At 70.3% G+C, this 25,201-nt stretch carries 32 protein-coding genes, 1 tRNA gene and 1 pseudogene; 23 read left to right on the forward strand and 11 right to left on the reverse strand.

From position 1 onward, the window contains the following. Positions 1-57: 57 nt before the first annotated feature. Positions 58-1,041: an NAD(P)-dependent oxidoreductase gene (locus tag EDD29_RS44675; protein WP_123671078.1), complete on the reverse strand. Its 984-nt coding sequence runs from the start codon at positions 1,039-1,041 to the stop codon at positions 58-60. Positions 1,042-1,051: 10 nt separating this feature from the next. Then, a complete protein-coding gene (locus EDD29_RS44680) occupies positions 1,052-1,657 on the reverse strand; it encodes a 5-formyltetrahydrofolate cyclo-ligase (RefSeq protein WP_123670161.1) in 606 nt (201 codons plus the stop codon). A gap of 34 nt (positions 1,658-1,691) precedes the next feature. Between EDD29_RS44680 and galU the strand changes: the two genes are divergently transcribed. The 6 genes from galU to sepX all read left to right on the forward strand — a co-directional run bounded on the left by galU (position 1,692) and on the right by sepX (position 6,386). Beyond that, positions 1,692-2,597 carry a UTP--glucose-1-phosphate uridylyltransferase GalU gene (gene galU / locus EDD29_RS44685; RefSeq protein ID WP_123670162.1) on the forward strand — a complete coding sequence of 302 codons (906 nt, stop codon included), beginning with the start codon at positions 1,692-1,694 and terminating at the stop codon, positions 2,595-2,597. A gap of 31 nt (positions 2,598-2,628) precedes the next feature. Then, positions 2,629-3,828 carry a molybdotransferase-like divisome protein Glp gene (gene glp / locus EDD29_RS44690; protein ID WP_123670163.1) on the forward strand — a complete coding sequence of 400 codons (1,200 nt, stop codon included), beginning with the start codon at positions 2,629-2,631 and terminating at the stop codon, positions 3,826-3,828. Further along, the gene (gene moaC / locus EDD29_RS44695; protein WP_170201825.1) at positions 3,825-4,370 is read left to right on the forward strand and encodes a cyclic pyranopterin monophosphate synthase MoaC; all 546 of its coding nucleotides are present in this window, start codon (positions 3,825-3,827) and stop codon (positions 4,368-4,370) included. Before glp ends, moaC begins: the two co-directional genes overlap by 4 nt. Further along, positions 4,367-4,855, forward strand: coding sequence for a MogA/MoaB family molybdenum cofactor biosynthesis protein (locus EDD29_RS44700; protein ID WP_123670164.1), 489 nt, complete (start codon positions 4,367-4,369; stop codon positions 4,853-4,855). Before moaC ends, EDD29_RS44700 begins: the two co-directional genes overlap by 4 nt. Positions 4,856-4,891: 36 nt before the next feature. Further along, positions 4,892-5,497 (forward strand): GNAT family N-acetyltransferase, encoded by a 606-nt coding sequence (locus tag EDD29_RS44705; protein WP_211360434.1) that lies wholly within the window; start codon positions 4,892-4,894, stop codon positions 5,495-5,497. A gap of 202 nt (positions 5,498-5,699) precedes the next feature. Continuing rightward, positions 5,700-6,386 (forward strand): divisome protein SepX/GlpR, encoded by a 687-nt coding sequence (gene sepX, locus EDD29_RS44710; RefSeq protein WP_123671081.1) that lies wholly within the window; start codon positions 5,700-5,702, stop codon positions 6,384-6,386. 34 nt (positions 6,387-6,420) lie between these two features. Here sepX and EDD29_RS44715 read toward each other — a convergent pair whose 3' ends face one another. Then, positions 6,421-7,080, reverse strand: a complete 660-nt coding sequence (locus EDD29_RS44715) for a hypothetical protein (RefSeq protein ID WP_123670165.1) — start codon at positions 7,078-7,080, stop codon at positions 6,421-6,423. Beyond that, positions 7,077-7,337, reverse strand: a complete 261-nt coding sequence (locus tag EDD29_RS44720; protein WP_123670166.1) for a helix-turn-helix transcriptional regulator — start codon at positions 7,335-7,337, stop codon at positions 7,077-7,079. Before EDD29_RS44720 ends, EDD29_RS44715 begins: the two co-directional genes overlap by 4 nt. 114 nt (positions 7,338-7,451) lie before the next feature. Between EDD29_RS44720 and EDD29_RS44725 the strand changes: the two genes are divergently transcribed. Beyond that, a complete protein-coding gene (locus EDD29_RS44725) occupies positions 7,452-8,246 on the forward strand; it encodes a helix-turn-helix transcriptional regulator (RefSeq protein ID WP_211360183.1) in 795 nt (264 codons plus the stop codon). Here the strand turns inward: EDD29_RS44725 and EDD29_RS44730 are convergent. Together EDD29_RS44730 and EDD29_RS44735 are read right to left on the reverse strand one after the other, a co-directional pair. Further along, positions 8,243-8,434, reverse strand: coding sequence for a DUF397 domain-containing protein (locus EDD29_RS44730; protein ID WP_123670167.1), 192 nt, complete (start codon positions 8,432-8,434; stop codon positions 8,243-8,245). The genes EDD29_RS44725 and EDD29_RS44730 overlap by 4 nt on opposite strands. Then, positions 8,431-9,243: a helix-turn-helix domain-containing protein gene (locus EDD29_RS44735; protein WP_123670168.1), complete on the reverse strand. Its 813-nt coding sequence runs from the start codon at positions 9,241-9,243 to the stop codon at positions 8,431-8,433. The genes EDD29_RS44730 and EDD29_RS44735 overlap by 4 nt, the downstream gene beginning before the upstream one ends. 210 nt (positions 9,244-9,453) lie before the next feature. Between EDD29_RS44735 and EDD29_RS44740 the strand changes: the two genes are divergently transcribed. From EDD29_RS44740 to EDD29_RS44765, 6 genes are all read left to right on the forward strand, one after another. After that, positions 9,454-9,675 (forward strand): hypothetical protein, encoded by a 222-nt coding sequence (locus tag EDD29_RS44740; RefSeq protein WP_123670169.1) that lies wholly within the window; start codon positions 9,454-9,456, stop codon positions 9,673-9,675. After that, on the forward strand, positions 9,672-9,884 hold the full coding sequence (locus tag EDD29_RS44745; RefSeq protein WP_123670170.1) for a hypothetical protein: 213 nt from the start codon (positions 9,672-9,674) through the stop codon (positions 9,882-9,884). The genes EDD29_RS44740 and EDD29_RS44745 overlap by 4 nt, the downstream gene beginning before the upstream one ends. A 154-nt stretch (positions 9,885-10,038) precedes the next feature. Next, positions 10,039-11,073 carry an iron-siderophore ABC transporter substrate-binding protein gene (locus EDD29_RS44750; protein ID WP_123670171.1) on the forward strand — a complete coding sequence of 345 codons (1,035 nt, stop codon included), beginning with the start codon at positions 10,039-10,041 and terminating at the stop codon, positions 11,071-11,073. Continuing rightward, on the forward strand, positions 11,070-12,113 hold the full coding sequence (locus EDD29_RS44755; RefSeq protein WP_123670172.1) for a FecCD family ABC transporter permease: 1,044 nt from the start codon (positions 11,070-11,072) through the stop codon (positions 12,111-12,113). The genes EDD29_RS44750 and EDD29_RS44755 overlap by 4 nt, the downstream gene beginning before the upstream one ends. Continuing rightward, positions 12,110-13,165: a FecCD family ABC transporter permease gene (locus EDD29_RS44760; protein ID WP_123670173.1), complete on the forward strand. Its 1,056-nt coding sequence runs from the start codon at positions 12,110-12,112 to the stop codon at positions 13,163-13,165. The genes EDD29_RS44755 and EDD29_RS44760 overlap by 4 nt, the downstream gene beginning before the upstream one ends. Further along, positions 13,162-13,980 carry an ABC transporter ATP-binding protein gene (locus EDD29_RS44765; RefSeq protein ID WP_123670174.1) on the forward strand — a complete coding sequence of 273 codons (819 nt, stop codon included), beginning with the start codon at positions 13,162-13,164 and terminating at the stop codon, positions 13,978-13,980. Before EDD29_RS44760 ends, EDD29_RS44765 begins: the two co-directional genes overlap by 4 nt. On the opposite strand, the gene EDD29_RS44770 is transcribed toward EDD29_RS44765, so the two are convergent. Then, positions 13,977-14,591 carry a TetR/AcrR family transcriptional regulator gene (locus EDD29_RS44770; protein WP_123670175.1) on the reverse strand — a complete coding sequence of 205 codons (615 nt, stop codon included), beginning with the start codon at positions 14,589-14,591 and terminating at the stop codon, positions 13,977-13,979. The genes EDD29_RS44765 and EDD29_RS44770 overlap by 4 nt on opposite strands. Positions 14,592-14,746: 155 nt before the next feature. Here EDD29_RS44770 and EDD29_RS44775 point away from each other — a divergent pair, with 155 nt between their 5' ends. The 5 genes from EDD29_RS44775 to EDD29_RS44795 all read left to right on the forward strand — a co-directional run bounded on the left by EDD29_RS44775 (position 14,747) and on the right by EDD29_RS44795 (position 19,642). Further along, a complete protein-coding gene (locus EDD29_RS44775) occupies positions 14,747-15,289 on the forward strand; it encodes a cysteine hydrolase family protein (protein WP_123670176.1) in 543 nt (180 codons plus the stop codon). A gap of 267 nt (positions 15,290-15,556) precedes the next feature. Beyond that, positions 15,557-16,900 carry a protein kinase domain-containing protein gene (locus EDD29_RS44780; protein ID WP_281281011.1) on the forward strand — a complete coding sequence of 448 codons (1,344 nt, stop codon included), beginning with the start codon at positions 15,557-15,559 and terminating at the stop codon, positions 16,898-16,900. After that, complete coding sequence (locus EDD29_RS44785; protein ID WP_123670178.1) at positions 16,882-18,465, forward strand: SPFH domain-containing protein; 1,584 nt, start codon at positions 16,882-16,884, stop codon at positions 18,463-18,465. Before EDD29_RS44780 ends, EDD29_RS44785 begins: the two co-directional genes overlap by 19 nt. Before the next feature lie 95 nt (positions 18,466-18,560). Further along, positions 18,561-18,634, forward strand: a tRNA-Ala gene (locus EDD29_RS44790). Positions 18,635-18,853: 219 nt separating this feature from the next. Beyond that, positions 18,854-19,642, forward strand: a complete 789-nt coding sequence (locus tag EDD29_RS44795) for an SAM-dependent methyltransferase (protein WP_123661548.1) — start codon at positions 18,854-18,856, stop codon at positions 19,640-19,642. Here the strand turns inward: EDD29_RS44795 and EDD29_RS44800 are convergent. Then, positions 19,632-19,826, reverse strand: coding sequence for a DUF397 domain-containing protein (locus EDD29_RS44800; protein WP_123661549.1), 195 nt, complete (start codon positions 19,824-19,826; stop codon positions 19,632-19,634). The two genes, EDD29_RS44795 and EDD29_RS44800, sit on opposite strands and share 11 nt — an antisense overlap. Beyond that, complete coding sequence (locus tag EDD29_RS44805; RefSeq protein ID WP_123661550.1) at positions 19,823-20,701, reverse strand: helix-turn-helix domain-containing protein; 879 nt, start codon at positions 20,699-20,701, stop codon at positions 19,823-19,825. The genes EDD29_RS44800 and EDD29_RS44805 overlap by 4 nt, the downstream gene beginning before the upstream one ends. A gap of 428 nt (positions 20,702-21,129) precedes the next feature. Here EDD29_RS44805 and EDD29_RS44810 point away from each other — a divergent pair, with 428 nt between their 5' ends. Further along, positions 21,130-21,897: an Rv1352/Rv1906c domain-containing protein gene (locus EDD29_RS44810; protein WP_123661551.1), complete on the forward strand. Its 768-nt coding sequence runs from the start codon at positions 21,130-21,132 to the stop codon at positions 21,895-21,897. A gap of 19 nt (positions 21,898-21,916) precedes the next feature. Here EDD29_RS44810 and EDD29_RS45140 read toward each other — a convergent pair whose 3' ends face one another. Then, on the reverse strand, positions 21,917-22,435 hold the full coding sequence (locus EDD29_RS45140; protein ID WP_148085815.1) for a hypothetical protein: 519 nt from the start codon (positions 22,433-22,435) through the stop codon (positions 21,917-21,919). A 399-nt stretch (positions 22,436-22,834) separates the two neighbouring features. Between EDD29_RS45140 and EDD29_RS45145 the strand changes: the two genes are divergently transcribed. Beyond that, complete coding sequence (locus tag EDD29_RS45145; RefSeq protein ID WP_148085816.1) at positions 22,835-23,188, forward strand: hypothetical protein; 354 nt, start codon at positions 22,835-22,837, stop codon at positions 23,186-23,188. Between the two features lie 60 nt (positions 23,189-23,248). Here EDD29_RS45145 and EDD29_RS44820 read toward each other — a convergent pair whose 3' ends face one another. Continuing rightward, the gene (locus EDD29_RS44820) at positions 23,249-23,575 is read right to left on the reverse strand and encodes a hypothetical protein (RefSeq protein WP_148085817.1); all 327 of its coding nucleotides are present in this window, start codon (positions 23,573-23,575) and stop codon (positions 23,249-23,251) included. 189 nt (positions 23,576-23,764) lie between these two features. Here EDD29_RS44820 and EDD29_RS45150 point away from each other — a divergent pair, with 189 nt between their 5' ends. The 3 genes and pseudogenes from EDD29_RS45150 to EDD29_RS47535 all read left to right on the forward strand — a co-directional run. Continuing rightward, positions 23,765-24,325: a hypothetical protein gene (locus EDD29_RS45150; protein ID WP_148086312.1), complete on the forward strand. Its 561-nt coding sequence runs from the start codon at positions 23,765-23,767 to the stop codon at positions 24,323-24,325. Further along, positions 24,322-24,738: pseudogene (locus EDD29_RS48280) on the forward strand (DUF2637 domain-containing protein); the annotation flags it as partial. The gene EDD29_RS45150 and the pseudogene EDD29_RS48280, both read left to right, overlap by 4 nt. A 31-nt stretch (positions 24,739-24,769) precedes the next feature. Then, positions 24,770-25,201, forward strand: a 432-nt coding sequence (locus tag EDD29_RS47535) for a hypothetical protein (protein WP_246053343.1), incomplete at its 3' end; no start/stop codon positions are given.

Consider the following 25,201-nt stretch of genomic DNA (forward strand, 5'->3'; position numbering starts at 1 on the left):
TCACCTCCGTCGGGCAATTATCCCGAACGGATCAGGAGGGATGAGACGTCGTGGCGTTCAGGGGGCGGCCGGGCGGCGGATGACGCGGGGGCCGAGGCCGTTCAGGACGTGCTGGACCGGCTCTCCTCGGACGAGCCGGGTGAGGTTGGCCACGACCTCGCCGATGATGGCGATCTGGGCCTGACCGCTGGCGCCCGCGGCGTGCGGGGACAGCAGGACGTTCTCCTGGGCGCGCAGCGGATCGCCGGCGGGCGGCGGCTCGGTCTCGAAGACGTCGAGGGCGGCGCCCCCGAGCGCGCCGGACTCCAGCGCGGCGAGCACCGCGGCGTCGGGGACGATGCCGCCGCGCGCGACGTTGACCAGCAGCGCGCCCGGTGGCAGCAGCGCGAGTTCGCGGGGGCCGAGGAGCCCGGCGGTCTCGGGGGCGAGCGGCAGCGCGACGACGAGGATGTCGCTGACGGCGAGGAGTTCTTCCAGCGGCAGGTAGGCGGCGACGGATTCCGGCTTGGGCGTGCGGCTCCAGTAGGAGACCCGGCAGCCCAGCGCGCTGAACAGCCGCGCGGCCTCGGCCCCGATGGCCCCTTGGCCGACGATCCCGACGCGCTGGGCGTGCAGTTCGCGGCCGCCGATCTCCAGCTGCGGCCAGCCGCCCTCGCGCATCCGCCGGTCGGCCCAGGCGAGCCTGCGGCAGAGCGCGAACGCCGCGCCGACGGCCCACTCGGCGACGGCCCGGGTGTTGGCGCCCGGCGTGTTGGCGACGGCGACGCCGGCCCGGGTCAGCGCGTCGAGGTCGCAGCTGTCGACGCCGACCTGCGGCATCTGCACGAACACCAGGCGCGGCGCGGCGGCGACCGCGGCGGCGTCCATGGCCAGCGCGCCGGTGAAGTCGCCGACGACGGCGTCGGCTTCGGCGAGCGCCTCGTGCAGGCCCGCGGTGTCACGGGTGCGCGGCACGACGAACTCGGCGTGCGCCCTCACCTCGGCGAACAGGGCGTCGATGAGCTCCACCGGCAGCGGCGGCAGCGCCGCGATCCTCCACATGGACCGCACCCTAGGGGACGGCGCCGACGTTTCCCGGCCCTGTCCCCAGCCTGTGGAAACCCGATGGCGTGGCGACCGCGCGGACCGGGACGTCGTGCGGCTCGGCGGGCACCTCTTCGAGGAACTCGGCGTCGTAGACGACCCCGACCGTCAGGATCGCGGGGCCGACGCGGGCCAGCGCCCGGTCGTAGAACCCCCCGCCGCGGCCGAGCCTCCTGCCGTGCCGGTCGACGGCGAGGGCCGGGACGAGGACGACGTCGGTGGCCTTGATCGCGTCGACGCCACGTACCGGCTCCGTGGGCTCCAGAAGGCCGTAGGGGCCCTCGCGCAGTGAATCCGGTCCTTCGTACGAGGCCCAGTCCAATTCCCCGTCAGGGCGGACGACAGGGAGGAGTACGTACGATCCACGCTTCCAGAGCGCGAACAGCAGGCTTCTCGTGCCCGGTTCGTTACCGACTGAGACATATGCTGCGATTGACGAAGCCATCTCCAGCTCGGGGACCGTGAGGAGGACGTCGCGTATCGCGGAGCTTGCCTGGTCTTGTTCGAGACTGGGTATGACACTCCTCGCATGACGTATATGGGTTCGCAACGAGGGCTTAACGTCTTCCTGCACCCGACACTCCCTTCAGTTGACTAGGGTTTTTCCTATGGCCGACATCTCACCCGTAACCAAGGCAGTGGTTCCCGCAGCAGGACTCGGCACCCGATTCTTGCCCGCGACCAAGGCGACGCCCAAGGAAATGCTGCCGATCGTGGACAAGCCCGCGATCCAGTACGTCGTCGAAGAGGCCGTGTCCGCAGGGCTCTCCGACGTCCTCATGATCACCGGTCGGTCGAAACGCTCCATCGAGGACCACTTCGACCGCGCGTACGAGCTGGAAGAGGCCCTCCGGCACAAGGGCGACACCGCGCGGCTCGCCTCCATCCAGGAGTCCGCCGAGCTGGCGCAGATCCACTACGTCCGCCAGGGCGAGCCCAAGGGCCTCGGCCACGCCGTGCACTGCGCCGCCCAGCATGTCGGCAACGAGCCCTTCGCGGTCCTGCTCGGCGACGACCTCATCGGCTCCAGCGACCCGCTGCTCAAGCGCATGATCGAGGTGCGCCAGCAGTACGGAGGCAGCGTCGTGGCCCTCATGGAGGTGCCCGCCGACCAGGTCTACAAGTTCGGCTGCGCCGCCATCTCCGCCAACGTCGAGGACGACGTCGTCGAGGTCACCGACCTGGTCGAGAAGCCCTCCGTCGAGGACGCCCCGAGCAACTGGATCGTCATCGGCCGCTACGTCCTGGACCCCGAGGTCTTCGACGTCCTGGCCAAGACCCCGCCCGGCCGCGGTGGTGAGATCCAGCTCACCGACGCACTGCGCACGCTCGCGACGATGCCCTCGGAGAACGGCGGCGGCGTCCGCGGCGTGCTGTTCCGCGGCAACCGCTTCGACACCGGCGACAAGCTCGACTACCTGCGCACGGTCGTGCAGTTCGCGGCCGAGCGGGAGGACCTCGGCGCCGACTTCCTGGGCTGGCTCCAGGAGTTCGTGGCCGACCGCTCTTCGTGAAAAGCGCCTCCGGCGTGAAATACATGGGGGCATGAGAAGCGTCTCCGACCACCTCGCCGCGATCGTCGCCCGGCTCACGCCCCTGCCCCCGCTGGAGCTTCCGCTGCTGGAGGCGGCCGGGACGGTGCTCGCCGAGGAAGTGTCCGCATCCGTGGACCTCCCCCCGTTCGACAACTCCGCGATGGACGGTTACGCCGTGTGCGCGTCCGACCTCGCCACGCTCCCCGTGACGCTACCCGTCGTCGCCGACATTCCCGCGGGAGACCTCGCGGCGACGGGTATCGGCCCGGGTTCCGCGGCGCGCATCATGACCGGCGCCCCGCTCCCGGACGGCGCCGACACCGTCGTCCAGGTCGAGTGGACCGACGGCGGAGCGCGCGAGGTGCGGATCGACCGGGGCGCCCCGGTCGGGACCAGCATCCGGAGGGCGGGCGACGACGTGCGGCGCGGCGACGTGGTCCTGGTGGCGGGCACGCCGCTGGGCGCTCCCCAGATCGGCATCGCGGCCTCGGCGGGCCGCGCCCGCCTGCGGGTGCGGCCCCGCCCCCGGGTCGTCGTCATGTCCACCGGCGACGAGCTGCGCGACCCGGGGACCCCGCTGGCGCACGGCCAGATCTGGGACTCCAACAGCTTCATGCTGGCCGCCGCCATCACCGAGGCGGGCGGCGTCGCGGTGCGGAAGTCCTTCGTGCGCGACGATCCCGACACCGTCAAGGCGACCCTCGACGAGCAGCTCGCGCACGCCGACGTCGTCATCACGACCGGCGGTGTGTCCATGGGCGCGTACGACGTCGTCAAGGAGGTGCTCTCCCGAGGGGGAGAGGTCGAGTTCGAGAAGGTCGCGATGCGGCCCGGCAAGCCGCAGGGCTTCGGCCTCCTCGACGGGAGAGTCCCCATCTTCACCCTTCCCGGCAACCCGGTCAGCGCTTACGTGTCGTTCCAGGTGTTCGTCCGTCCGGCGCTGCGCTACCTCCAGGGACTCGCGCCCGAAGGGCTCCCGTCCGTGACGGCGGTCTCCGAGACGCCGTTGACCGGGGTCGTAGGACTCCAGCAGTACCTGCGCGCCGAGCTGACGTTCGCCGACGGCAGGTACAGGGTCCGGCCGGCCTCCGCGCAGGGTTCGCACCAGACGGCGGCGCTCGCCTCCGCGTCCGGCCTCATCGTCCTTCCGGCCGATGTGGCGGAGCTTCCTGCGGGTGCCGAGATCGAAGTCCTTAGGCTGCCCTCGTGAAGTTCTCCCATCTCGACTCCTCTGGCGCGGCCCGCATGGTCGACGTCTCGGCCAAGGACGTGACGGTCCGCACCGCCACGGCCCGCGGCTTCGTCCGGCTGTCCGCCGAATGCGTCACCGCCCTGCGCGACAACGCGGTCCCGAAGGGCGACGCGCTGGCCGTCGCCCGCATCGCCGGGATCATGGGCGCGAAGAAGACGTCCGACCTCGTGCCGATGTGCCACCCGATCCCCATCCACGGCGTGAAGGTCGACCTGGAGGTGACCGACGAAGGGGTCGCCATCGAGGCGTTCGCCAAGACGGCGGACAGGACCGGCATAGAGATGGAGGCCCTCACTTCCGTCACCGTGGCGGCCCTCGCCCTGATCGATATGGTCAAGGCGGTCGATCCCGCCGCGGTCATCACCGACGTCCGGGTCGTGGAGAAGACCGGAGGCAAGACCGGGACCTGGAACCGGCCGGCCGACGAGGCCGACGAAGAAGCCGACGAAGCCGAAGAAGCCGAAGAAGCCGACGAAGCCGACGAAGACAAGGACACATGACCGTGCGCGCGCTTGCCGTGACCATCTCCACCCGCGCGGCGGGCGGCGTCTACGAGGACCGCTCCGGCCCGCTGCTCGCCGAACTCCTGCGCGAGTGGGGCTGCCAGGTGGAGGGCCCCCGCGTCGTCCCCGACGGGGAGGCCGTCCTGACGGTGCTCAGGCAGGCCGTCGAGGACGCCTACGACGTCGTCGTGACCTCCGGGGGCACCGGCCTCACCCCGACCGACCAGACGCCTGAGATGACCCGTGCGGTGCTGGAACGGGAGATCCCGGGCATCGCCGAGGCGATCCGGCAGCGCGGGTCCGTCGCGACCGCGATCCTCTCCCGGGGCCTGGCGGGGACCGCCGGGCGCACCCTCATCGTCAACCTTCCCGGCTCGACGGGCGGGGTCCGCGAGGGCATGGCGGTGCTCGGCCCGGTGCTCTCCCACGCCGTCTCGCAGATCCACGGTGGAGACCATCCGCGCCCGACGGATGGCGGATAGGCCCTTCGCCGCGCAATCATGGTGATTGTGGAACGGATGCGAGGCTGGCCGGTCACGTTGACCGAAGGGCCGGTGGGGTTGCGGCCCCTGCGGTTGCGGGACGCGGCGACATGGCGGGACGTCAGGGTGCGCAACGCCGAGTGGCTGCGGCCCTGGGAGCCCACCAACCCCGAGACGCCGCTGTTCCGCAGCGGTCTCGGCCCGTACTACAGCATGATCCACACGATGCGGCGGGAAGCGCGCAACGGGCTCTCGCTGCCCTGGGTCGTCACCTACGACGACGTCTTCGTGGGGCAGATCACGGTCGGCGCGATCGTGTGGGGCTCGGCCCGCAGCGCCCAGGTCGGCTACTGGGTCGACCGCGCCTACGCCGGGCGCGGCATCACCCCGACCGCCGTCGCCCTCGCCGTCGATCACGCCTTCTTCACCGTCGGGCTGCACCGGGTGGAGGCCGCGATCCGGCCCGAGAACGCCGCGTCCCGGCGGGTCGTGGAGAAGCTCGGCTTCCGCGACGAGGGGGTGCGCCGTCGCCAGCTGCACATCGACGGGGCGTGGCGCGACCACATCTGCTACGCCCTGACGTCTGAGGACGTACCGGACGGACTGGCCGCCCGATGGCGGGCGAGGAGCGCACGGCACTAACGGCAAACCCCGGATGATCCTCACGATCGAGAAAACTTCGCTCAAGAACGGGTCATCACTGGAGAGATCTCACGACACACCGCCCCCAGTGCTCGTCAAGACCTGACCCCGGTCCTACCGTCACGGACGTGAGCATGCCAACTTCCCGGAGCCGCATCGCTCCCGGGAGTGCTCGCCCAGAGCCGGTCCGGGAGGGATGTCGATGAGCAGCACCCTCCTTTACCTGGCGATCGTCGCCGTCTGGGCCGTGGTGCTCGTGCCGATGTGGCTGCACCGCGACTCCGACGCGTCCTCCGGCTTCACCCGGCTGCTGGGCCGCCGCCCCCAGGCCGCCGAGTACGACGACTATCCGTTCGAGCAGGGCGAGGCCGAGTCCGTCGAGGTCACGGGCCGGAAGCCCGGATTCCAGGCCCCGGAGCCGACGGTCGAGGCCGCCGGATCCGAGGAGCCGGACGACGACCTGGACGTCCCCGAGCCCGTCCGCCGCCCCGCCCGTCAGCCGCTCACCCATGGCCACCGCCGCGCCCGCCGCTCGGCCGTCATAGCCCGCCGCCGCCGCAACACCACGACCCTCACCCTCTTCACCGCGGTCTCGCTCCTCTCCGCGCTCTTCACCCTCGCCCCCTGGTGGATCGCCCTCCCACCGTTCCTTCTCTTCGCCGCCCATCTGGCCCTCCTGCGCACCGCCACCCGCATCGACGCGGTCCGCGCGGCCGAGCGCCGCGCCGACGCGGCGGCCGACGCCGCGGCCCGCCGCGCCGCGGAGGCGGCGGCCCGCCAGGCCGCGGCACTCCGCCCGAACGCCGACATCCTCCCCTTCGCCGCGCGCCCCGAGCCCGTCGAGGTCTTCGACCAGTTCGCCGACCAGCCGAGGGCCGTCGGCAACTGAATCCCTCCGGGCCGGGGCCGGCCGGGTGGCCGCCTCAGCCGGGAAGCGGGGGCGCGTCGGGGGAGTCGCCATCGCCGTCGCCGAACCCGTCGCCGTCCTCGTCCTCGTCCACCAGGGGATCGGGGGCCTGCCAGGTCGCCACGACGAGCGGCAGCAGGGCGTGCGTCCCCAGCAGGGCGAACAGGATGAGGAACAGCGCGGCGGCCGGGATCCGCGAGTCCCGTCCCTCGTTGGCGAACATCGTCACGACGAGGGCGACGGCCATGACGACGGTCGTGCACCGGTGCGCGGTCGAGAACGCGCGGAGCCTGGCGGTCCGCTCCCGTTCGTCGAGTTCCCGCTCGGGCCGCGACGTCATGCCGCGGGTGAGCGCGATGAGCGCGCCGCCCAGCGGGAAGCCCGCCACCAGCAGCACGCCGAGGATGACGAAGTTGACGATCATCGCGGTGTCGCTCGGGGCCAGCACCCAGGAGGCCGCGGCGTCCGCCCAGAGCAGTGCCAGGCAGGCGCCGCCCGCGACCGCCAGCGCGCGCCGCGTGCGCCGCTTGCGGTACCGCGCGGGCATGCGCTGGTCCAGCTCCGCGTCCAGGACGCGCATGCTCTCCGCGCGCCGAAGGCGTGCCTTCGCCTTCTGCTCGTGCCACCAGGAGGGGCCTCGGTGGTCGTGGTTCGCCTGCCGTTCTTCGTGCGTCATGAAGTGCTCCCGATCCGTGGGAAGGGTTCGAGGGAGAAGATCACCTCGACGGGGACCTCGAAGTAGGCGGCGATGCGCAGGGCCAGGTGAAGGCTGGGGCTGTACTCGCCGCGCTCTAGATAGCCGATGGTCTGGTAGTGGACGCCGAGGGCGGTGGCGAGGTCGCGGCGCGAGACGCCGCGCTCGGCCCGCAGCATCGGGATCCGGTTGTGGACGGTTCCTTCGTCCTTCCTGCCGACGGACATCACGCCTCGCATCTCTTCGATCGTTGATAGCAGTTGTACTACATTCCATCGCAGATTCACAATGAGATGGGAGGGGTGTGGGTGCTGAGGTGGAGGTACGCCCCTGATGTCGTTTAACTTCCTGTCATGACCGTCATGAGCAGGGAGACCCGCACGCTGCCCGCGCTCGCGGCCGGGCCGGTCGAGGTCCCGTTCGTGATCCTGGGCTGGCGCGAGCTCATCGCCCGCGACACGACCTGGAACGAGCACTCCCATCCGTTCCACGAGCTGCTGTGGAACGAGCGGGGCGCGTCCACCGCGGTCGTGGGCGAGCGGGTCTGGACGATCACGCCGACGCTCGGCATGTGGATGCCCGCCGGGGTGCTGCACTCGGGCTCGGCGATCGCCGGAACGCTGTGCCGCGCGAACTTCTTCGGCTTCGGCACGATGACGCCGCTCGCCGACGCGCCCGTCGCCGTCGAGATCACCCCGCTGCTGCGGCTCCTGCTGGAACGCCTCGCCGACGGGTCGCTGCCGGACCGCTCGCGTGCGGTGACCGAGGCGATGGTCCTCGACGTCCTCGCGCCGTCGCCGCGTGAGCTGCTGCTCCAGATGCCCACGTCGGACCTCCTGCGCCCCATCGCCGACGCGATCCGCGAAGTCCCCGGAGACCAGCGCACCCTGACGGACTGGGCCCGCCACCTCGGCGTCAGCCCCCGCACCCTCACCCGCGCCTTCAACACCGAGACCGGCACGAGTTTCGCCCGCTGGGTCGCCGCGGTCCGCGCCCAGCACGCGGTGGCACTCCTCACCCGCGGTTGGGAGGTCGACGTCGTCGCCGAGGAGGTCGGCTACCGCTCCGCCAGCGCCTTCGGCGCCGCCTTCCGCCGCACCACCGGCCTCACCCCGGGCACCTTCCGCTGCGCGGACACGGCGAGCTAGCGCTCACCGCGCAGCCCCCGCGCGAGGACGCGCAAGGCCGTACGGCCGAACGTGAGGTGCGCGTTCCCAGGATTCTTGGAGTCCCGGATCGCGATGGCGGAGCCGCGTTCCACCAGCTCGACACAAGCCCCAGAGCCGTCGCTGCGGCTGCTCTTGCGCCAAGCCGGGGTCGGGTCGGGTGTGCTCACTTGCCCTCCGAGATCAAATGGATCAGCCGCGCGGACTCTCGCGCGGACAGAGCGGTCGCCCTGATCCGGTTGAAGAGTACGGCGAGAAGACCTACTTCGCGGAAGTCGGAGACGATCTGGCCGTGACCTCCGGCCGCGTCCAGGTAGGCGACGTCAGGCTCATCCTCGAAGGAGAGGAGGTGGAACCCCGCAGCGGTGAAAGCGGGCTCTTCCCTGGGCACGATCTGGATGGATATCTTTGGATTCTCCAGGCGGTCGAGCAGGTGTTTGCACTGCTGTTCCTTGAGTGCCTTGGGCAGATCCCTCAGTACCGCCTCGCGCATGACCAGCGTGAACCAGGGTGCGTCCGGCCTGTCGAGCAGCCGCTGACGTTCCATGCGGATGGCGACCAATTCGTCGGTCTGCTCAGGCCGCTCGGCGGACTGGTGCATGAGGCGTGCCAAGTCCTCCGTCTGCATGAGCCCCGTGATCACAACGGGCTCGAACACGCTGATCCTGTTGGCGGACTGCTCCGCGTCGATGATCGGGCGATAGCCCCGGGGGATCAGGCCCTGTTTGCGGGCGTCGTCGAAGCGGTTCCACAGGCGGCGGAAGCTGCCGCCGGTCGCGAAGTAGGTGTCGAGGTCGTCGGCCAGGGCCGAAGACGCGGAGCTCTTCAGGGTCTCGACCTTGTCGAGCCACTGGCGGGTGCAGCCGAGGACCTCGGCGAGCTTGGCGCGGGACATGTCGGCGGCCTCTCTGCGCGCCGTCAGCTCGTCTGCGAAGGCTCTTTGCAGGCCCGATGTCTCGCTGCCTCCTACGGCCGTCATCCTCGGCTCCTTCGGTCGGTTGCGGCTGGTTGCCTGCTGGTTGCCTGCCGGTTGCGTGGTCGGCGTCGGCGGGTTGCGGGTTGCGTGCGTCGGGGGTGCGTGCGGCGCTCGCGCGGTTGCGTCACAGGGGGTGCTTGTTGCGTAGCCGACGGTAACCCCGGCATGCCAGGCTCGTCAGCGAAACGCCGGAGACCTGAGAAAGGGACGTGCATGAGCGATTCGCTGGACCTCGCGAAGCTGCGGGGCGAGTACCCCGCGTGGATGATCCGGCCGACCGCCCAGGGGGCGTCGTTCATGGCGACGCGCGCCGACCGGTACGACCTCAGCTCGCAGGAGCTGGGCGCCGGTCTGGCCATGACGCTCATCGAGGACGACGTCGAGGGGCTGGCCGAGGCGCTGGCGGGGCAGGCGCGGATCGAGAGTGCGCGATGAGCCTTCGCATCCTCGACTTCCTGGAGGCGGTCGTGGCGACGCCGTTCGGGCTCGCCGGGGCGGTCGCGCTGGCGGCGGTGGCCGGGCTGTTCTCCGTCATGTTGGGGGCCGTGGTCTATGAGGACCTTCAGCCGAAGGGGCGGCATCATCGGGCGCGGCGTTCTCGTCGCGATGGGAGTGTCCCGATCGCGATATCGGGTGTCTCATAAGCTTGATTGCGACAACTCGGTCATTTCTCCTAGGGTTCAGCCAAGGCAAGGCTTACCTAACTCGGGGCCTGCCGGGACGACGGTGCACCGCTCTGCGGAAGAGTCCCGCGACACGCGAGGGCCGGCACCCAGTGGACTGATAAGTGGAGTACGGATGAAGCGCCCCCTCGGCCGAGTCCTCGTGACGGCCGCCCTTCTGGCCGGTGTCGCGGGTTGCGGCGGATCCTCGGACACCAAGGACGACAACGCGAGCGCCGCCCCCGCGGCCGCCTCCTACCCGATCACGATCGAGCACGCGCTCGGCACGACGACGATCACCGAGAAGCCCGAGCGCGTCGCGACCGTCAACTGGGCCAACCACGAGGTGCCGCTGGCCCTCGGCGTCGTCCCGGTCGGCATGGCCGCCGCGAACTTCGGCGACGACGACAAGGACGGCCTCCTGCCCTGGGTCAAGGAGCGCCTCGACGAGCTCAAGGCCGAGACCCCCGTGCTGTTCGACGAGACCGACGGCATCGACTTCGAGGCCGTCGCCGACACGAACCCCGACGTGATCCTCGCCGCCTACTCGGGCCTCACCCAGCAGGACTACGACACCCTCAGCGACATCGCCCCCGTCGTCGCCTACCCCGAGATCGCCTGGGGCACCGCGTGGCGCGACAGCATCAAGCTGAACAGCAAGGCGATGGGCATGGAGGCCGAGGGCGACAAGCTCATCACCTCGATCGAGGGCGAGATCACCGAGGTCGTGGGCAAGTACCCGCAGCTCAAGGACAAGTCGATCATGTTCATGACGCATGTCGACCCGGGTGACGTCAGCGAGATCGGCTTCTACACCAGGGCCGACACCCGCACCCTCTTCTTCGAGGACCTCGGCCTGAAGGTCGCCGACAGCATCGTCGAGGCGTCGAAGGACGGCCAGTTCGCCGGAACCATCAGCGCCGAGCAGATCGACGTGTTCGACGACGTCGACATCATCACCGGCTACGACTCCGCCGAGGGCGGCCTCCTGGACATCTTCCAGAAGGACGCGCTCCTGTCGAAGATCCCGGCCATCGAGCGCGGCTCGGCCTACCTGCTCCCCAGCACCGAGCCCCTCGGCACCGCCGCCAACCCGACTCCCCTCTCCATCTCGTGGGTCCTTGAGGACTACGTCAAGGCCCTCGCCGGCGCCGCCGACAAGGTCAAATGACCGCGGTGGACGCATCGCGCGCGCCGGACACCGCCATCGTGCGGCGTCCGGCGCGCGTGCGCGTGCTCTGGCTGGTGGTCGGGCTCGTGGTGCTGGGCGCGGTCATGTTCGCGTCGGTCGCCTTCGGGTCGCGGGTCGTCGGGTGGGACGACGTGTGGGCGGGGCTCGGCGGGGCCACCGGGACGCTGGAGGAGGCCTCGGTCGCCAAACGGGTGCCGCGGACGCTCCTCGCGGTCCTGATCGGGGCGGCGCTCGCGCTCGCGGGAGCGGTCATGCAGGGCGTGACGCGCAACCCGCTGGCCGACCCGGGCATCCTCGGCGTGAACATGGGGGCTTCCCTCACCGTCGTCGTCGCCGTCGCGTTCTTCGGGCTCGGCTCGCCGACCGGGTACATCTGGGTCGCGATGGCCGGGGCCGGGGCGTCGGCGGTGTTCGTCTACGTCGTCGGGTCGCTCGGCCGGGGCGGCGCGACTCCGCTCAAGCTCGCGCTCGCCGGGACGGCCACCTCGGCCGCCTTCGCCTGCCTCGTCAGCGCCGTCGTGCTGCCCCGCAACGACATCGCCGAGAGCTTCCGGCTCTGGCAGATCGGCGGCGTCGGCGGTGGATCCTACGAGCGGATCGGGCAGGTGCTGCCGTTCCTGATCGCCGGATTCCTGATCTGCCTGCTGTCCGCGCGCGGCCTGAACTCCCTGGCCCTCGGCGACGAACTCGCCGCGGGACTCGGCGAACGCGTCGCCGTCATCCGGGGCTGCGCCGCGCTCGGCGCGGTCGTGCTGTGCGGGTCCGCGACGGCCGTCGCAGGGCCGATCGCGTTCGTCGGGCTCGTCGTCCCGCACGCCTGCCGGCTCCTCGTCGGAGTCGACCACCGGTGGCTGCTGCCGTTCTCCGCGATCACCGGCGCCGCCCTGCTCACCGCCGCCGACGTCGTCGGCCGCGTCGTGGCCCGGCCGCAGGACATCGAGGTCGGCATCATCACCGCGCTGATCGGCGCGCCGTTCTTCATCCACATCGTCCGCCGTCAGAAGGTGCGTGAGCTGTGAGCGCCCCAGCCCTGGCAGCGCCGCCCGCCGTCGTCAAGGCCGTCGCCGAAGGCCGCCGCAGGCGCGCGGCGCGGCGGCGGGCCGTCATCGGCCTGCTCGCCGCCCTCGTCGCCCTCGGGTTCGCGGTGACGCTGATGGTCGGCCGGACGTTCTACCCGCCCGGAGACGTATGGCGGGTCGTCCTCGGCGAACAGGTGCCGGGCGCGACCTTCACCGTCGGACGTCTCCGGCTGCCGCGCGGCGTCCTGGCCGTCGTCGCCGGGTTCAGCTTCGGCATCGCGGGCGTGACCTTCCAGACGATGCTCCGCAACCCGCTCGCCAGCCCCGACATCATCGGCATCAGCTCCGGCGCGAGCGCGGCGGCGGCCATCGCGATCGTGTCGTGGTCGCTGGGCGGCGCCCAGGTGTCGGTCATCGCGATCGTCTCCGCCCTCGTCGTCGCGCTGCTCGTGTACACGCTGGCGTTCCGCGACGGGGTCGTCGGCACCCGCCTGATCCTCATCGGCATCGGCATCTCCGCGATGCTCGACAGCGTCACCTCCTACGTGCTGTCCGAGGCCGCCGAATGGGACCTCGCCGAGGCGACCCGCTGGCTGACCGGCAGCCTCAACGGAGTCGGCTGGGAGCAGACCGTCCCCGCCTTGGTCGTGCTCCTCGCCCTGGCGCCGGTCCTGCTGGCGAAGGCGCGCGACCTGAACTCGCTGCAGCTCGGCGACGACACCGCCTCGGCCCTCGGCGTTCGGGTCGAACGCGCCCGGATCGTCCTGATCGTCGCTGCCGTCTGCCTCATCGCGTTCGCCACCGCGGCGTCCGGCCCCATCGCCTTCGTCGCCTTCCTTTCCGGGCCCATCGCGGCCCGTCTCGTCGGCGCGGGCGGCTCGCTGCTGGTGCCCGCAGGGCTCGTCGGCGCCCTACTCGTGCTCTCCGCCGACTTCATCGGCCAGTACGCCTTCGACGTCCGCTACCCCGTCGGCGTCGTCACCGGCGTCCTCGGCGCCCCCTACCTCGTCTACCTGATCGTCCGTTCGCATCGGGCGGGAGGCTCGCTATGACCACATCCCACACCCTCGCCGCCGAGAACCTCGCGCTCGGCTACGGCGACCGCCTCGTCGTGGAGTCCCTCGACCTCGCGATCCCGCCCGGCCGGATCACCGTCATCGTGGGCGCGAACGCCTGCGGGAAGTCGACGCTCCTGCGCTCGCTGTCCCGGCTGCTCCCGCCCCGTGAAGGCCGCGTCGTCCTGGACGGCAAGGAGGTGCACCGGATGAACGCCAAGGAACTGGCCCGTACGCTCGGGCTCCTTCCGCAGTCGCCGGTGGCCCCGGAGGGCATCACCGTGCTCGACCTCGTAGGACGCGGCCGCCACCCCCATCAAGGGATCTTCTCCCGGTGGAACGACAAGGACGATGTCGCCGTGGCCGCCGCCTTGGAGGCCACCCAGACGACCGACCTTGCCGACCGGGCCGTCGACGAGCTCTCCGGCGGGCAGCGCCAGCGCGTCTGGATCGCCATGGCCCTCGCCCAGCAGACCGACCTCCTGCTCCTGGACGAGCCGACGACCTTCCTCGACGCGAGCCACCAGGTCGAGGTCCTCGACCTGCTGACCGACCTCAACCGCGACCGCGGCACCACGATCGTCATGGTCCTGCACGACCTCAACCTCGCCGCCCGCTACGCCGACCACCTCATCGCCCTCGCCGACGGTGGACTCCACTCCGCCGGCACCCCGGACGAGGTCCTGACCGAGGAATGCGTCCGCACGGTCTTCGGCCTGGACAGCCGCATCATCGAGGACCCGGTCTCCGGCCGGCCCCTGATGCTCCCGATCGGCCGCCACCACATCCTTGCGGAGGCTCCCGGCGCCTAGCCCTCGACGGGTTCGCTCTCCGGGCCGAGAAGGGCGTCTATGACGTCGCGGAGCGGGCCCCGAAGGGCGTCGGGCGTGGCGTCGCGCAAGGGCTGGAGGCCGACGGCCGAGCGTATGACGGCGACGCCCACGCCGAGGGCCACCAGGAGCTCCGCGCGAAGCAGCCTCTCCGGGTCCTTCTCGGGGCCGGTCCCCGAGCCGTCGAGGATCTGGCGGGTGAAGTCCTGGAGGGCGGCGCGGCGCAGGGCGTCGACCTGTTCGTCGCCGGAGACGCGCAGCAGCATCAGCACGGGGTGCTCGCCGAACTCGGGCCAGGCGTCGGCGGAGAGCTGGCGGCTCAGCGCGTCGGCGAGGCGCGCACGGTCGCCGGGGACCCCGGCCGGGCCGCCGAGCGCGCGTGGCGTGCTCGCGATGGCCGCCTTGAACAGGCCCTCTTTGGAGTCGAAGTAGCGCTTGATGAGCGCGAGGTTGACCCCAGCGTCGGCGGCGACCTCCCGCAGCGTCGTCCCGTCGTAGCCGAGCCGCGTGAACCTGCGGCGCGCGGCCTCCAGGAGCGCCTGGCGCGTGGCGGCGGCATCGCGCCTACGGGGCGCTCCGGATGCGTCGGCCATCGGACGTCCTCCTTTCGCGCGACGGACCGGGCATGAGCATAGCCGCAGCCTTTCCGGTCAAGTAATCATCCGTTGACATACCCGCCCGGGCGGCGCTAACGTGCGCAAGTCATCAACTGATTACATAGTTCAGCCCAGGTCGGAGGCGTATTCCGTTGGCCCAGCAGGCCCTCCTCGTCATGGACGTCCAGCGCGTCGTCGTCGCCCGCTTCCCCGACCCGGCGTACCTGCCGCGGCTCCAGGAGGCCATCGCGAAGGCGCGTGCCGCGGGGCTCCCCGTCATCTACGTGACCGTCGGCTTCCGCCCCGGCTACCCCGAGGTCGCTCCGCAGAACCGGATGTTCGGCGGCCTCAAGCGCATGCCCTCCGCCCCCGACCCCGCCCTCAGCGACGTCCATCCCGACGTCGCCCCCGAGCCCGGCGACCCCATCGTCGTCAAGCGCCGCGTCAGCGCCTTCTCCGGCAGCGACCTGGACCTCCTCCTGCGCGCCCAGGGCATCACCCACCTCGTCCTGACCGGCATCGCCACCGGTGGCGTCGTCCTCTCCACCCTCCGCGAGGCCGCCGACCTCGACTACACCCTCACCGTCCTCGCCGACGCCTGCCTGGACGCCGACCCCGAAGTCCACACCGTCCTCACCACCAAGGTCTTCCCCATGCAGGCCGACGTCATGGACACCGCCACCTGGGCGCCCTGACCGAACCGCGCTCAACCGAGCGGGCAGTCGCCGACGGGGCCGGCGGCCGCCCGCTCGTCACGTGGACGGCCGGTCGTCCGGCAAGATGCGGGACTTGGTGCTGGGAAATATGTCATATGGCGCATTTCCGGTATTTTTTGGATTTGATTATTTGTTATCGGGGTGGGATTCGGTCGTTTACGATGAGAGGGGATTTGAGGTTATTGGGGAGGCGGGGTGGAGCCGTTGTGGGTGGGAGATCCGGAGGTTATCGGTCCTTATCGGCTGGTGGGGCGGTTGGGGGAGGGGGGAATGGGGGTCGTCTTCCTCGGCCGACGGGTCGGGTCGGCGGGCGGATGGGACGCGGTCAAGCAGATCGCCGGGGAACGGAGCGGCGATCCGCAGTACCGGCGGAGGTTCGCGCGTGAGGTGCAGGCGGCGCGGCGGGTGCGGGGGCGGTACACGGCGGAGGTGCTGGACGCCGATCCCGGGGCCAGGCGGCCGTGGATGGCCACGCAGTTCGTCCAGGGGCCGTCCCTGCGCGACGCGGTGCTGCACCACGGGCCGCTCAGCCCGTGGAACGTGCGGAGGCTGGGCGCCGACCTCGTGCGGGGCCTCTCCGCCGTCCACGCGGCGCGGCTGGTGCACCGGGACCTGAAGCCCGGGAACATCCTGCTCGCCGCCGACCGGGCGGTCATCATCGACTTCGGCGTCGCGCGGTTCACCGACGCGAGCACCCTCACGGCGGACGGAAGACAACCGGGAACGCCTGCCTATATGTCACCGGAACAGGTGAAAGGCCACACCCGCGACATCACTCATGCTTCGGACGTCTTCTCGCTGGGCTCGGTGCTCACCTTCGCCGCGACGGGCGGGACGCCTTTCGAACGGGAGGCGCGTGAGGCGGTGCAATACGCGATCGTCAATGAACCCCCACGGCTGGACGGACTCACCGGCGAACTGCACGGAATCGTCGCGGCGTGCCTCGCGCCGGTCCCGGCCGACCGCCCTGCGCTCGGCGAACTGCTCGCCCTCCTGGACGCCGCCGACATCCCCAAGGGCTGGCCCCCGCCCGTCCAGGAGATGATCACCGCCCTCGATCCGACCAGGACCGCGCCGGCCGAGACCGTCCAGGAATCTCCCGCCGTGGGGGAAGGGCTGGACGAGTTGCGCCGCCTCCTCGCCGAAGGCCGGCACACCGAGGCGGACGGCCGGACGACCGAGGTGCTCCTGGAGGCCGCCGGACGGGGAACCCAGGGCTGGCTCCGCGAGGAAGGCGCCAAGGACGTCCCCGCCGAGCTGCTCAACGAGCTCGACGCGCTGTGGGCGGCGGCCGCGCCGGCCTGGGGATTCCGGGCGCAGCTCGCCCGCCTCGCCGCCGAAGGCCTCGGCGGCTCGCGCGACTTTCGCAAGATCGCCCTCGCGCTGGGCTGGCGCCGCGACGGCGACGACCCCTACCCGCCCTATCCGGCCTTCGCCCGGCGAGCCGATGACTCCGGCCCGTTCTACCCCACCCTGCGCAGCCCGCGCCGCGAGGAGGCGCAGAGCCAGGACCAGGGCTGGTTCCGGGTCTGGACCACGAACGTGCTGGCCGTCCACGCCCGCCTCCGCAGATGGGAGAGATCGCTGTGATCGTGTTCCTGGCCCTGCTCGTCCTCGCGTTCGCCGCCGCAGCCGTGGTCACGGGGACGCGGACGGTGCCCGACGGCCATGTCGGTCTCGTCGTCCGCCGGTTCGGCATCCGCTCGAACCGGGACGACCCCCGGGTGAGTCACCTCGACGGTCCAGGGCCCCAGGCGGGCATCCTGAACGAGAACACCCGCACCTGGCTGCCATGGGGTCTCTACGACGTCCGGTTCGTTCCGCAGACGTACGTCCCCATAGGCACCGTCGGCCTCGTCGTCGCCAAGGCGGGGGCGCAGCGTCCGCCGCACGAGCCGCTCGCCGCGTACGTCGAGTGCGACCGCTTCCAGGACGGCGCGCGCTTCCTGGCCGGCGGCGGCCAGCGCGGGCCGCAGCTCGAGGTGCTCACCAGCGGCCACTACGCCATCAACCCGTTCATCTTCGATGTCCTCACCGTCGAAACGCTCGGCGGCGAGGAGCGGGAGGGCATCGTCGCCGCCGACCTGCGCGAGGTCGACGTCAAGGTCGGCGAGACCGGGGTGGTGATCACCCGCCTGGGGCAGCGCCCGCCCGGCGACTGGAACGAGACGGGGCGCGGCGTCGGCGGGCACTGGGGCTTCCAGCTCCCCTGGCGGTTCCTGGAGGGCGGCGGCCAGGTCGGCGTCCAGAGCGAGACGCTGGACGAAGGGGGCACCTACGCGATCAATCCGTGGTTCGCGCACGTGGTGAAGATCCCTTCGCGGGTGCTGGTGCTGCAGTGGACGGCCGAGCGGAGGTCCGCCGACAACCTGGACGCCTCGCTCGACCAGATCGTCCTGGACGTCCAGGGCCACACGGTCCGGATGAGCCTCAAGCAGACGCTGCGCATCCCGCCCGAGGCGGCGCCCCGGCTCGTCCGCCGCTTCGGGGACCTGGGCGGCGGGGCCAGCGCGCGCGCCGCCGCCGGCCGGATCCCCGTCCAGCAGTTCGTGGAGAAGGAGCTGGGCGCCGCGGTCGTCGGCTACTTCCGCGGGATCGCGGCCACGTACCGGATCCAGGAGTTCATCACCCGCTACAACGAGGTGGGCCTCGAACTGAAGGACCACGTCCGCCAGGCGCTCGGCCCGACCGGGGTGATCGCGCTGGAGACGACGCTCGAGGAGTTCGAGTGCGACGAACCCGAGGTCAACAGGATGCGCCGGGAGATCGCCCTGGTCGCCGAGAAGCGGCGCAAGGAGGAGGCCCTGACCGAGCTGCTCAACCTCCGCCGCGACAACGAGCGCATCATCGTGGACATCGAGGCCCAGAAGCTCCGCCTGCGCGACGAGGAGAACCGCGTCTCCCACGACGAGCAGCGCCGGCTCATCGAACTGTTCGGCAAGGAGCACGTCCAGCTCGAACGCGTCCTGGCGCTCTTGGCGGACATCCCCGTCCCCGACGTCGTCATGGGCGACGCGACCGGCCTGGGCAGCGGCATCCCCCTGGCCAACATCAAGGATCTCGTCCTCAACCTCGCCCGCCGCGCCAACCACACCGTCGACCCCCACCCGGACTACACCGAACTGGAAGCCACCGAACTGGAGGACGAAACCTGACCCCCGCCCCCACCCCCACCAGAACCGCCCCACCCCACGGCCAACGCCCGATGCGCCAACCACTCCGGATGTTTGCTAAGGTTAACCCGTTCCTAGGGGATGTAGCGCAGTCCGGTAGCGCACTTCGTTCGCATCGAAGGGGTCAGGGGTTCGAATCCCCTCATCTCCACCTGAGGTAAAGAAGCCCCCGAGGGCCGTGACCAGCGGAAACGCTACGGCCCCGGGGGCTTTCTCATGCCATCCTTTGCGGATTCCTGTTGCATTCCTGTCGGATTCCCGACGTCTTTCGTCCCCACTCCGTCCCCACTCGTCCCCGGGGAATCGGACAACACGGACAACACAGGGGCCAGCATTGTGTGACTTGGCTCACCTTGCCTAGGGTCACTGCATGGACGACCCGTACCCCCCGCACGAAATCGACACCAGCCTCAACAGCGTCGCCGGCATGACCGACGCAGCCCGCGGCGGCCGCAACCGCAGCCGAGACCACCAGACCGTCGCCGAGTTCGCACGGCGCTGGCCCAAAGTCCCCGGCGCGGCGCCCGATGACGAGGAGTTCCCGTTCAGGTCTGTCAGCCACATCGTCAGTCAGACCGGCGTCGACCAGTTCTTGAACCTGGGCGCGGGCAAGCCGCTGAAGGAGGGCAAGAACCTTCACGACCTGTTCCCCGGGCAGTGGCTGCACACCGATGCGGACCCTGAGATCCGCGCTGTCGGCGGCGCCCTGTTCAACAGCGCCACCACCGCCTACCTGGAGGCCGACAGCCGCGACGTCGACGTCATCCTCGGCTCACCGGAGGCTCAGCGGATCCTCGACCTCACCCGGCCCGTATGCGTCCTGGCGTCCAACCTCTGGCACTACGTGCCCGGAGACGAGCCCCTGCAGGCGACGAAGGCCTACATGGACGCCGTGCCCTCAGGAAGCTCCCTCGTCCTCGCGCATGCCTGCCTCGACGGCCTTGACCCGGAGCTCCTGGACGGGCTCAACGCGGTCTTCGCCGGGACGTTCGCTGGGGGGATTTGGCCGCGGACCGGAGGGGAGATCCGCGGCTTCCTCGACGGCCTGGAGGTACTAGACCCTGGCCTGGTGCCGCCTCAGCACTGGCGGCCCGACCACGCGCCGGCGGTGGAGGAGCGGAGCCTCCCGGTGCTCGGCGCAGTGGCCATCAAGTCCTGAGGCTGCCCAAGAAGCGACCCCAGGCGGCGGGAGCAACACAGAGCTTCCCGCCGCTTGGGTTCTTCGAATCGCGGATCAGCACGTCGCGGGCCCTGCGAGGGGCATCGACGATCGCCCCGACCTCAACGCAATTGCCTTCGCCGCTCGCGGAAGCCTTCCGCCATCCAGTGAAAATTGCGCTCATCCCCCTAGCTCACCCATCCATCCTTTGAGTAGTTCTCTTGTCTTTTCCCGATCAAGCGCAGCCCTCGTGGTAGCGATGAAGAGATTAGAGTAAGAGGCTACTTGCTGTGGATCATCGAACCAGGCATTGGTCTGCGTGAGAAGTTCGACATTGACAGTCTCGGGATCGGTCGGAACGCGAGATGAGAAGATCGTAAACGGCTCCGAGGCGCGCATCGCCCCCGACTTGAACGGGCTCACCAGAACTTGCACGTTAGGGAGCCAAGAGCATTCGATCAGGTGGGCTATCTGCTCCCTCATCACGGGGACTCCGCCGACAAGACGCCTGATCGCAGCCTCGTCAATGATCGCCCACAGGCTCTCTAGCTTGTGCTCTCCGCGCAATAGGCGACGCTGGCGTTCAAGGCGGAGCGCGATGAGAGCTTCCCGTTTCTCGGGCGCAGTGTCCTCGTAGACATCAATCTGGGCTTCCATATATGAACGGCATTGCAGGAGGCCGGGGATGAGCCGGGGCTCCCATGTGCGGATCTCTGCGGCCTCGTCTTCGCTTCGCAAATGGGTGATGAAGCCGGGTGTCAGGGCTGGCTGGTATTCGTCGCGGTCCCACCAGTCGGGCTGGCGGGCGTCGGCGACGAGCTGGGCGATGCGGTCCCGCTCGGCCTGGTCGTGAACACCGAGCTCATCGAGCAGGTCCAGGATGCCGCCGCTTGCCCCGCTGAGCATCGGCTTGATGACGTCGCCGGCCTCCCAGCGGATGATCTTCTTGGGGTGCCAGCCGCAGGCCTCGGCCACGTCCTCGGGAGTTCGTCCGGTCGCTTGTCGGAGCTCCTCAAGGGCTTTGCCGAGGCGTCTCCGTCTCATGTTACGTGTCGGCATGTATCGCTCGTTTCACCAGAAGTAGCCGGATCTGTCCCTAGACAGATTTTCAGCTGCGGTGCATAGTAGGGCATGCCGTCAGGATTCGGAGATCCGCCGGAAATCCGGGAAAGACGCGGCGAGCCAGGCCCCTTCACCAGGGACTCCTCGTGGCCCGAGAGGCTCGCCGCGTCTGCCGGGAACTCTACTCCCTGGGAGATTCTCACCGAAGGCGCCTGCCTGTCCTGGTAGGGCCATGCGTCCCAAACACGCCGTACATGCACGCGTGGTGACCAGGCCAAACCCTCTCCAGAGCCACATTCCGGCCAGCACGATCGTGCATGCACGGTTGATCCGCAAGACGTAGCCTGCCAGCCCCTGCCAAGATGCAGCCACAGCGCGGGTCCAGATGCCCCCCAGCCGACCCGCCCGGCGGCCAGGAGCAGCTCGTGCAGGAGAGCCCCCAGCAGCACCCCACCAAGCCACGTCAACGCCGGCCGACCGCCCTCCCGGCCATCGTCGGCGTTGCCCTGCTCGGCATAGTCGGGATCGGCGCGATCTTCTACCAAGCCTCCGCGACGAGCGACACCCCCACCACCCCACCCAGCCCCACGCGTGAGCTGGACGCGCTCCTCGACCCCGCTAGCGAGCCAGTTACCCTCCCTGAAAAGGAAAGAGCGTTCGTCGATGCCGTGCGAGCCGCCGGTGACGACGAGATCTACGAGGCATACCTCGGTACGGACGGTCCCGTCGGAGACCTCAGCCTCGCCAACGAAGGCCGGGAGGTTTGCGGCCAGCCGCGCTATGTCGACAGCGCGCTTACCGAAGGCGAATCCGACCTCGACTCCAGGCGGCCGACCCTCGAAGGCTGGATCGAAGACCCGCCCGATGGCCTGGGCCAAACCGCGGTCGAGGTGCTGTGCCCGAAGTACAGCAAGATGCTGATGAAGGCACTTGGCGGCTTCGACGACGGCCAGTACGAGGTCACCGCAGAGCAGCCTGACGACGAGATCGGGAGCTTCCGCACCACGATCCGGCCCGGCACCTACCGGACCGTCGGCAAGGCTTCGGACTGCTACTGGGAGCGGTCGACCTCGAGTGGCGGTCGGCTGGCGAACGACTTCGTGACGAACGCGCCGGGCGGGGTGACGGTGACGGTCCTGGCCAGCGATGGAGGGTTCACCTCCGAGGGCTGCGGCTACTGGGTGAAGGCCTGAGCTGGGCACTGGACTCCCTTCACGCGGTCTCCTGACCTTCGCACTGGGCGGCGGGATCGGTGTAGGGGAGCGGGCGGCACCCGTCCTCGGCGGCGAGGGAGGCCTCGCGTTCCTGCCAGACCTCAGGGGAGAAAGCGAGGACCTCGCCAAGGGCTGAGGGCCTGCGCGTGCGGGCGCTGCTCTGCTGGTTCTTGCGCTCCCGCTCTGTGCGGCCCCGGGCCAAGTACTGCTCCAGGAGCGCCCGGCCCGCAGCGTCGTCGGCATCGTGATCGGCGGCGACGGAGGGGCTGGGCTGCGCCCTGGCGGTCTTGATCCCGCAGAGCAGGCAGCCTCCGCCAACCGGATCGACGGAGTCACGGTGTCCGCATGAAGGCCGCTCGCGGACGAGAGGCCGGGCACGCAGCTCGGCGAGGCGGCGGGGGAAGTCCTCCTGCCCTGCAGGGGTGCTCATCCAGGCGACGAGATTGCGGATGCCGTCGCGCCGGGCGAGGGCCAGGACCGCAGTCACCTCCTCGGCGGTGCCGCTGTGCTCGGACATGAGCCGTGTGGTGAGCCGGTCTGGGCTGAGGGGTCGGTCCTCAAGATCGTCTCTCTCGGCCTCCTCGTGCGGGACGTGAGTGTCTCGCGAGAGAGATGAGGTGACCTGAGGAGACTGAGGAGAAGGGTCCCCTTGACGGGGGACCTTTGAGGACCAGGCGGGGGAGCTTTGGGACCCTGCGGGGGACCTTTGATCCCCCGCAGGGGGACCTTCCCCGTCATAGCTCCCCTCGACAGGGGAGCTATCGAGGTCAGAAGAATCCCTCTGCTCGCCAAAGCCCCCCCAGTCGGGGGACCTTTCGTCAGCTCCCCCGGTTCGGGGACCTTCGAAGCTTCCCCAGGCAGGGGACCTAACGAGGGCAGGGCAAGACTCCGCCGTCGGCACGACGAACTCAAGACCGTGACCCTTTGCGGCGAACAGCAGGCGGCCGGCCTTGTCGCGTACGGCCTGGCCGTCCTTGCCGAGGATCGGAGCGCGCAGCTCGATCCCGCGGGCCGCGAGCTTGCCGAGCACCTTGCCGACCTGCTTCATGTCCGCGAACCCCGTGCGGTGCACGAGCTTGGACAGGGTCTCGACGCCGAACGCGCGCCGGGTGTGGTCGTTCGCCAGGTCGGCGATCTCGAGCGCGAGAAGGCGCTCGCCGGAGGACGTCTCCGGGGGGAGCCGGTCCGCCAGCCAGCGGCGAAGTTCGTAGCCCATCAGGCAGCGCCGATGGGGCGGAGGAATGCGGGCATGCTGAGAAACCCCTGGTGATCGCGGGGCGGAAAGAGAAGCTCCTGCTGCTGTGCAGATGGGGGAGAAGGCGCGGGAGCGCTACGAGGACTTGCCGGCCTCGTCGACCGTTGCGCGGACGCCGAGCGCTCGGAGGAACTCGGCGCAGGCGTCGGCCGCGGCGTCGAGGTCCAGGCCGGGCCGCAGCTGCAGGCCGGTGTGCTGGACCACGAAGTTGATCACGGTCCAGGGGTCTGCCTCGGGAGCGCCCTCGGGGAGTTCGCGTCCGTAGAGGGCGAGGTGCGCCTTGACGACGTCGGTCATCGTCAGGCCATCGCCGGTGGCCCGTTCGACGGCGGGCTTCCAGACCGAGTCCTCGATGCGGAAGGGCCCGCGGCGGGGCGTCTCTCCGGTCGCTGGTCTCGGCATGCGCTCATGCTCCCACGTGAGCACGTGGTTGGTCATCTGGCTCCTCCAGGCTTGAAAGTGTCTGAACACTTTGCTTATGCTGTCTGCACAATAACCCATTAGGCGCTGCTGTCCGCAAGGCCCCCGCTGAAAACGATCAGGCAGCACCCCCGCCCACCAGGGAAAACGCCCGTCCCAGGGAGGTCCGCCATGCCCAACGTCCTGCCCGTCCTGCTCAGCCACGTCCTCGGCATCACCCCCAACGCCTGCCAATCCGTCACCAGGCGCGGCATCACCACCACCACCGCGGCCGGGCACCTCGACGCCATCGCCGAGTTCGCCGAGCAGCTCCTCACCCCCAGCATCGGCGTCGTCATCGCCATCGCCCGTGACTGCACCTGCATCACCCGGGCCTGGCTCACCGACGACCCCACCAAGGCCGGCCGCATCATCACCGAGGTCGACCCCCGCACACCTGCCCGGCGGAACCCCCGTCATGAACGCCCACACCCTCCGCGTGCTGCTGTCCACCCTCGTCGCCGTCAGTCCCTGCGGCTGCACCACCACCGCCCTACTCACCGACCACCACAACTACGCGGGGCGCGTCCGCCGAGGCAGCGGCCCGGCACACGCCTGCCCCCGCCAGGAGAACCGATGACCACACTCCTCCTGCTCAGCGCGCCCACCGGCGCCTCGCTCCTCGTCCTGCTCGCCCCCCACCTCACCAGCTCGATCGGCACCGGCCGCTACGAAGACGGAGACGACCAGTGAAACTCCGCCTCCGCCGCCTCAACGTCCGGTACTTCATCGCCGTCGCCCTCGGCACCGCGGTCGCCGGTATCGGCTTCTTCAGCTCCTTCTCCAACCTCTCCCGTTGGGCCGAACTCCACTTCTTCACGCCCGGCATCGTCCTGCCCCTCGGGCTCGACCTCGCCATCCCGGCCCTGCTGCTCCTCGACTCGCTCCGCCCGTCCCTGTTCCTGCGCTCGACGGCCTGGTGCATCACCGCTGGCACCGTCGCCGCTAACTGGGCCGTTACCCCCGGCGACGACCCCTGGGCTCGCGCCCTACACGCCGTCCTCCCCGCCATCTCCGCGGTCTTCTTCGAGGCCGCCCGCCGCCACGTCCTGCCCGACGACGGCGCCCTCATGGACCGGATCCGCTGGGCCCGCTACCTTGTCGCCCCGATCCGCACCGCCCGCATCCCGCTCTCGCATGGTCGCCTGGGAGACCACCTCCTACCGCGAGGCACTCGCCCGCGAAGCCGTCGTGCTCTACGCACGCACCGTCCTCATCGCCTGGCACGGCAAGAAGACCTGGAGGAGCACCCGCAAGCACGTCCCCCTGGCCCTCCTGCACCAGCTCGCCGAAGGCGACATCCCCACCTCGGTCCTGCACGCCATGGACCGGCCCACCGCGGTCCGCGCCTGGATCCTGCAGGCCGTCCAGGACATGGCCAACCTCCGGCAGAGCACCACCGCCGCGCGGCCGGTGATCTGCCACCACGGGGGCCCGATCCTCCCGCACCGCCCCGACCGCCCGACCGACCGGAGCACTCGCCGGACGCGAGGGCGATCGAGCAGACCTGAGCGCTCTGCTCAACGGGCTACACCATCCGATCGTCTACCTCGCCACCCACGGCGACCG

It is taken from the genome of Actinocorallia herbida, from assembly GCF_003751225.1.
Taxonomy (GTDB): domain Bacteria; phylum Actinomycetota; class Actinomycetes; order Streptosporangiales; family Streptosporangiaceae; genus Actinocorallia; species Actinocorallia herbida.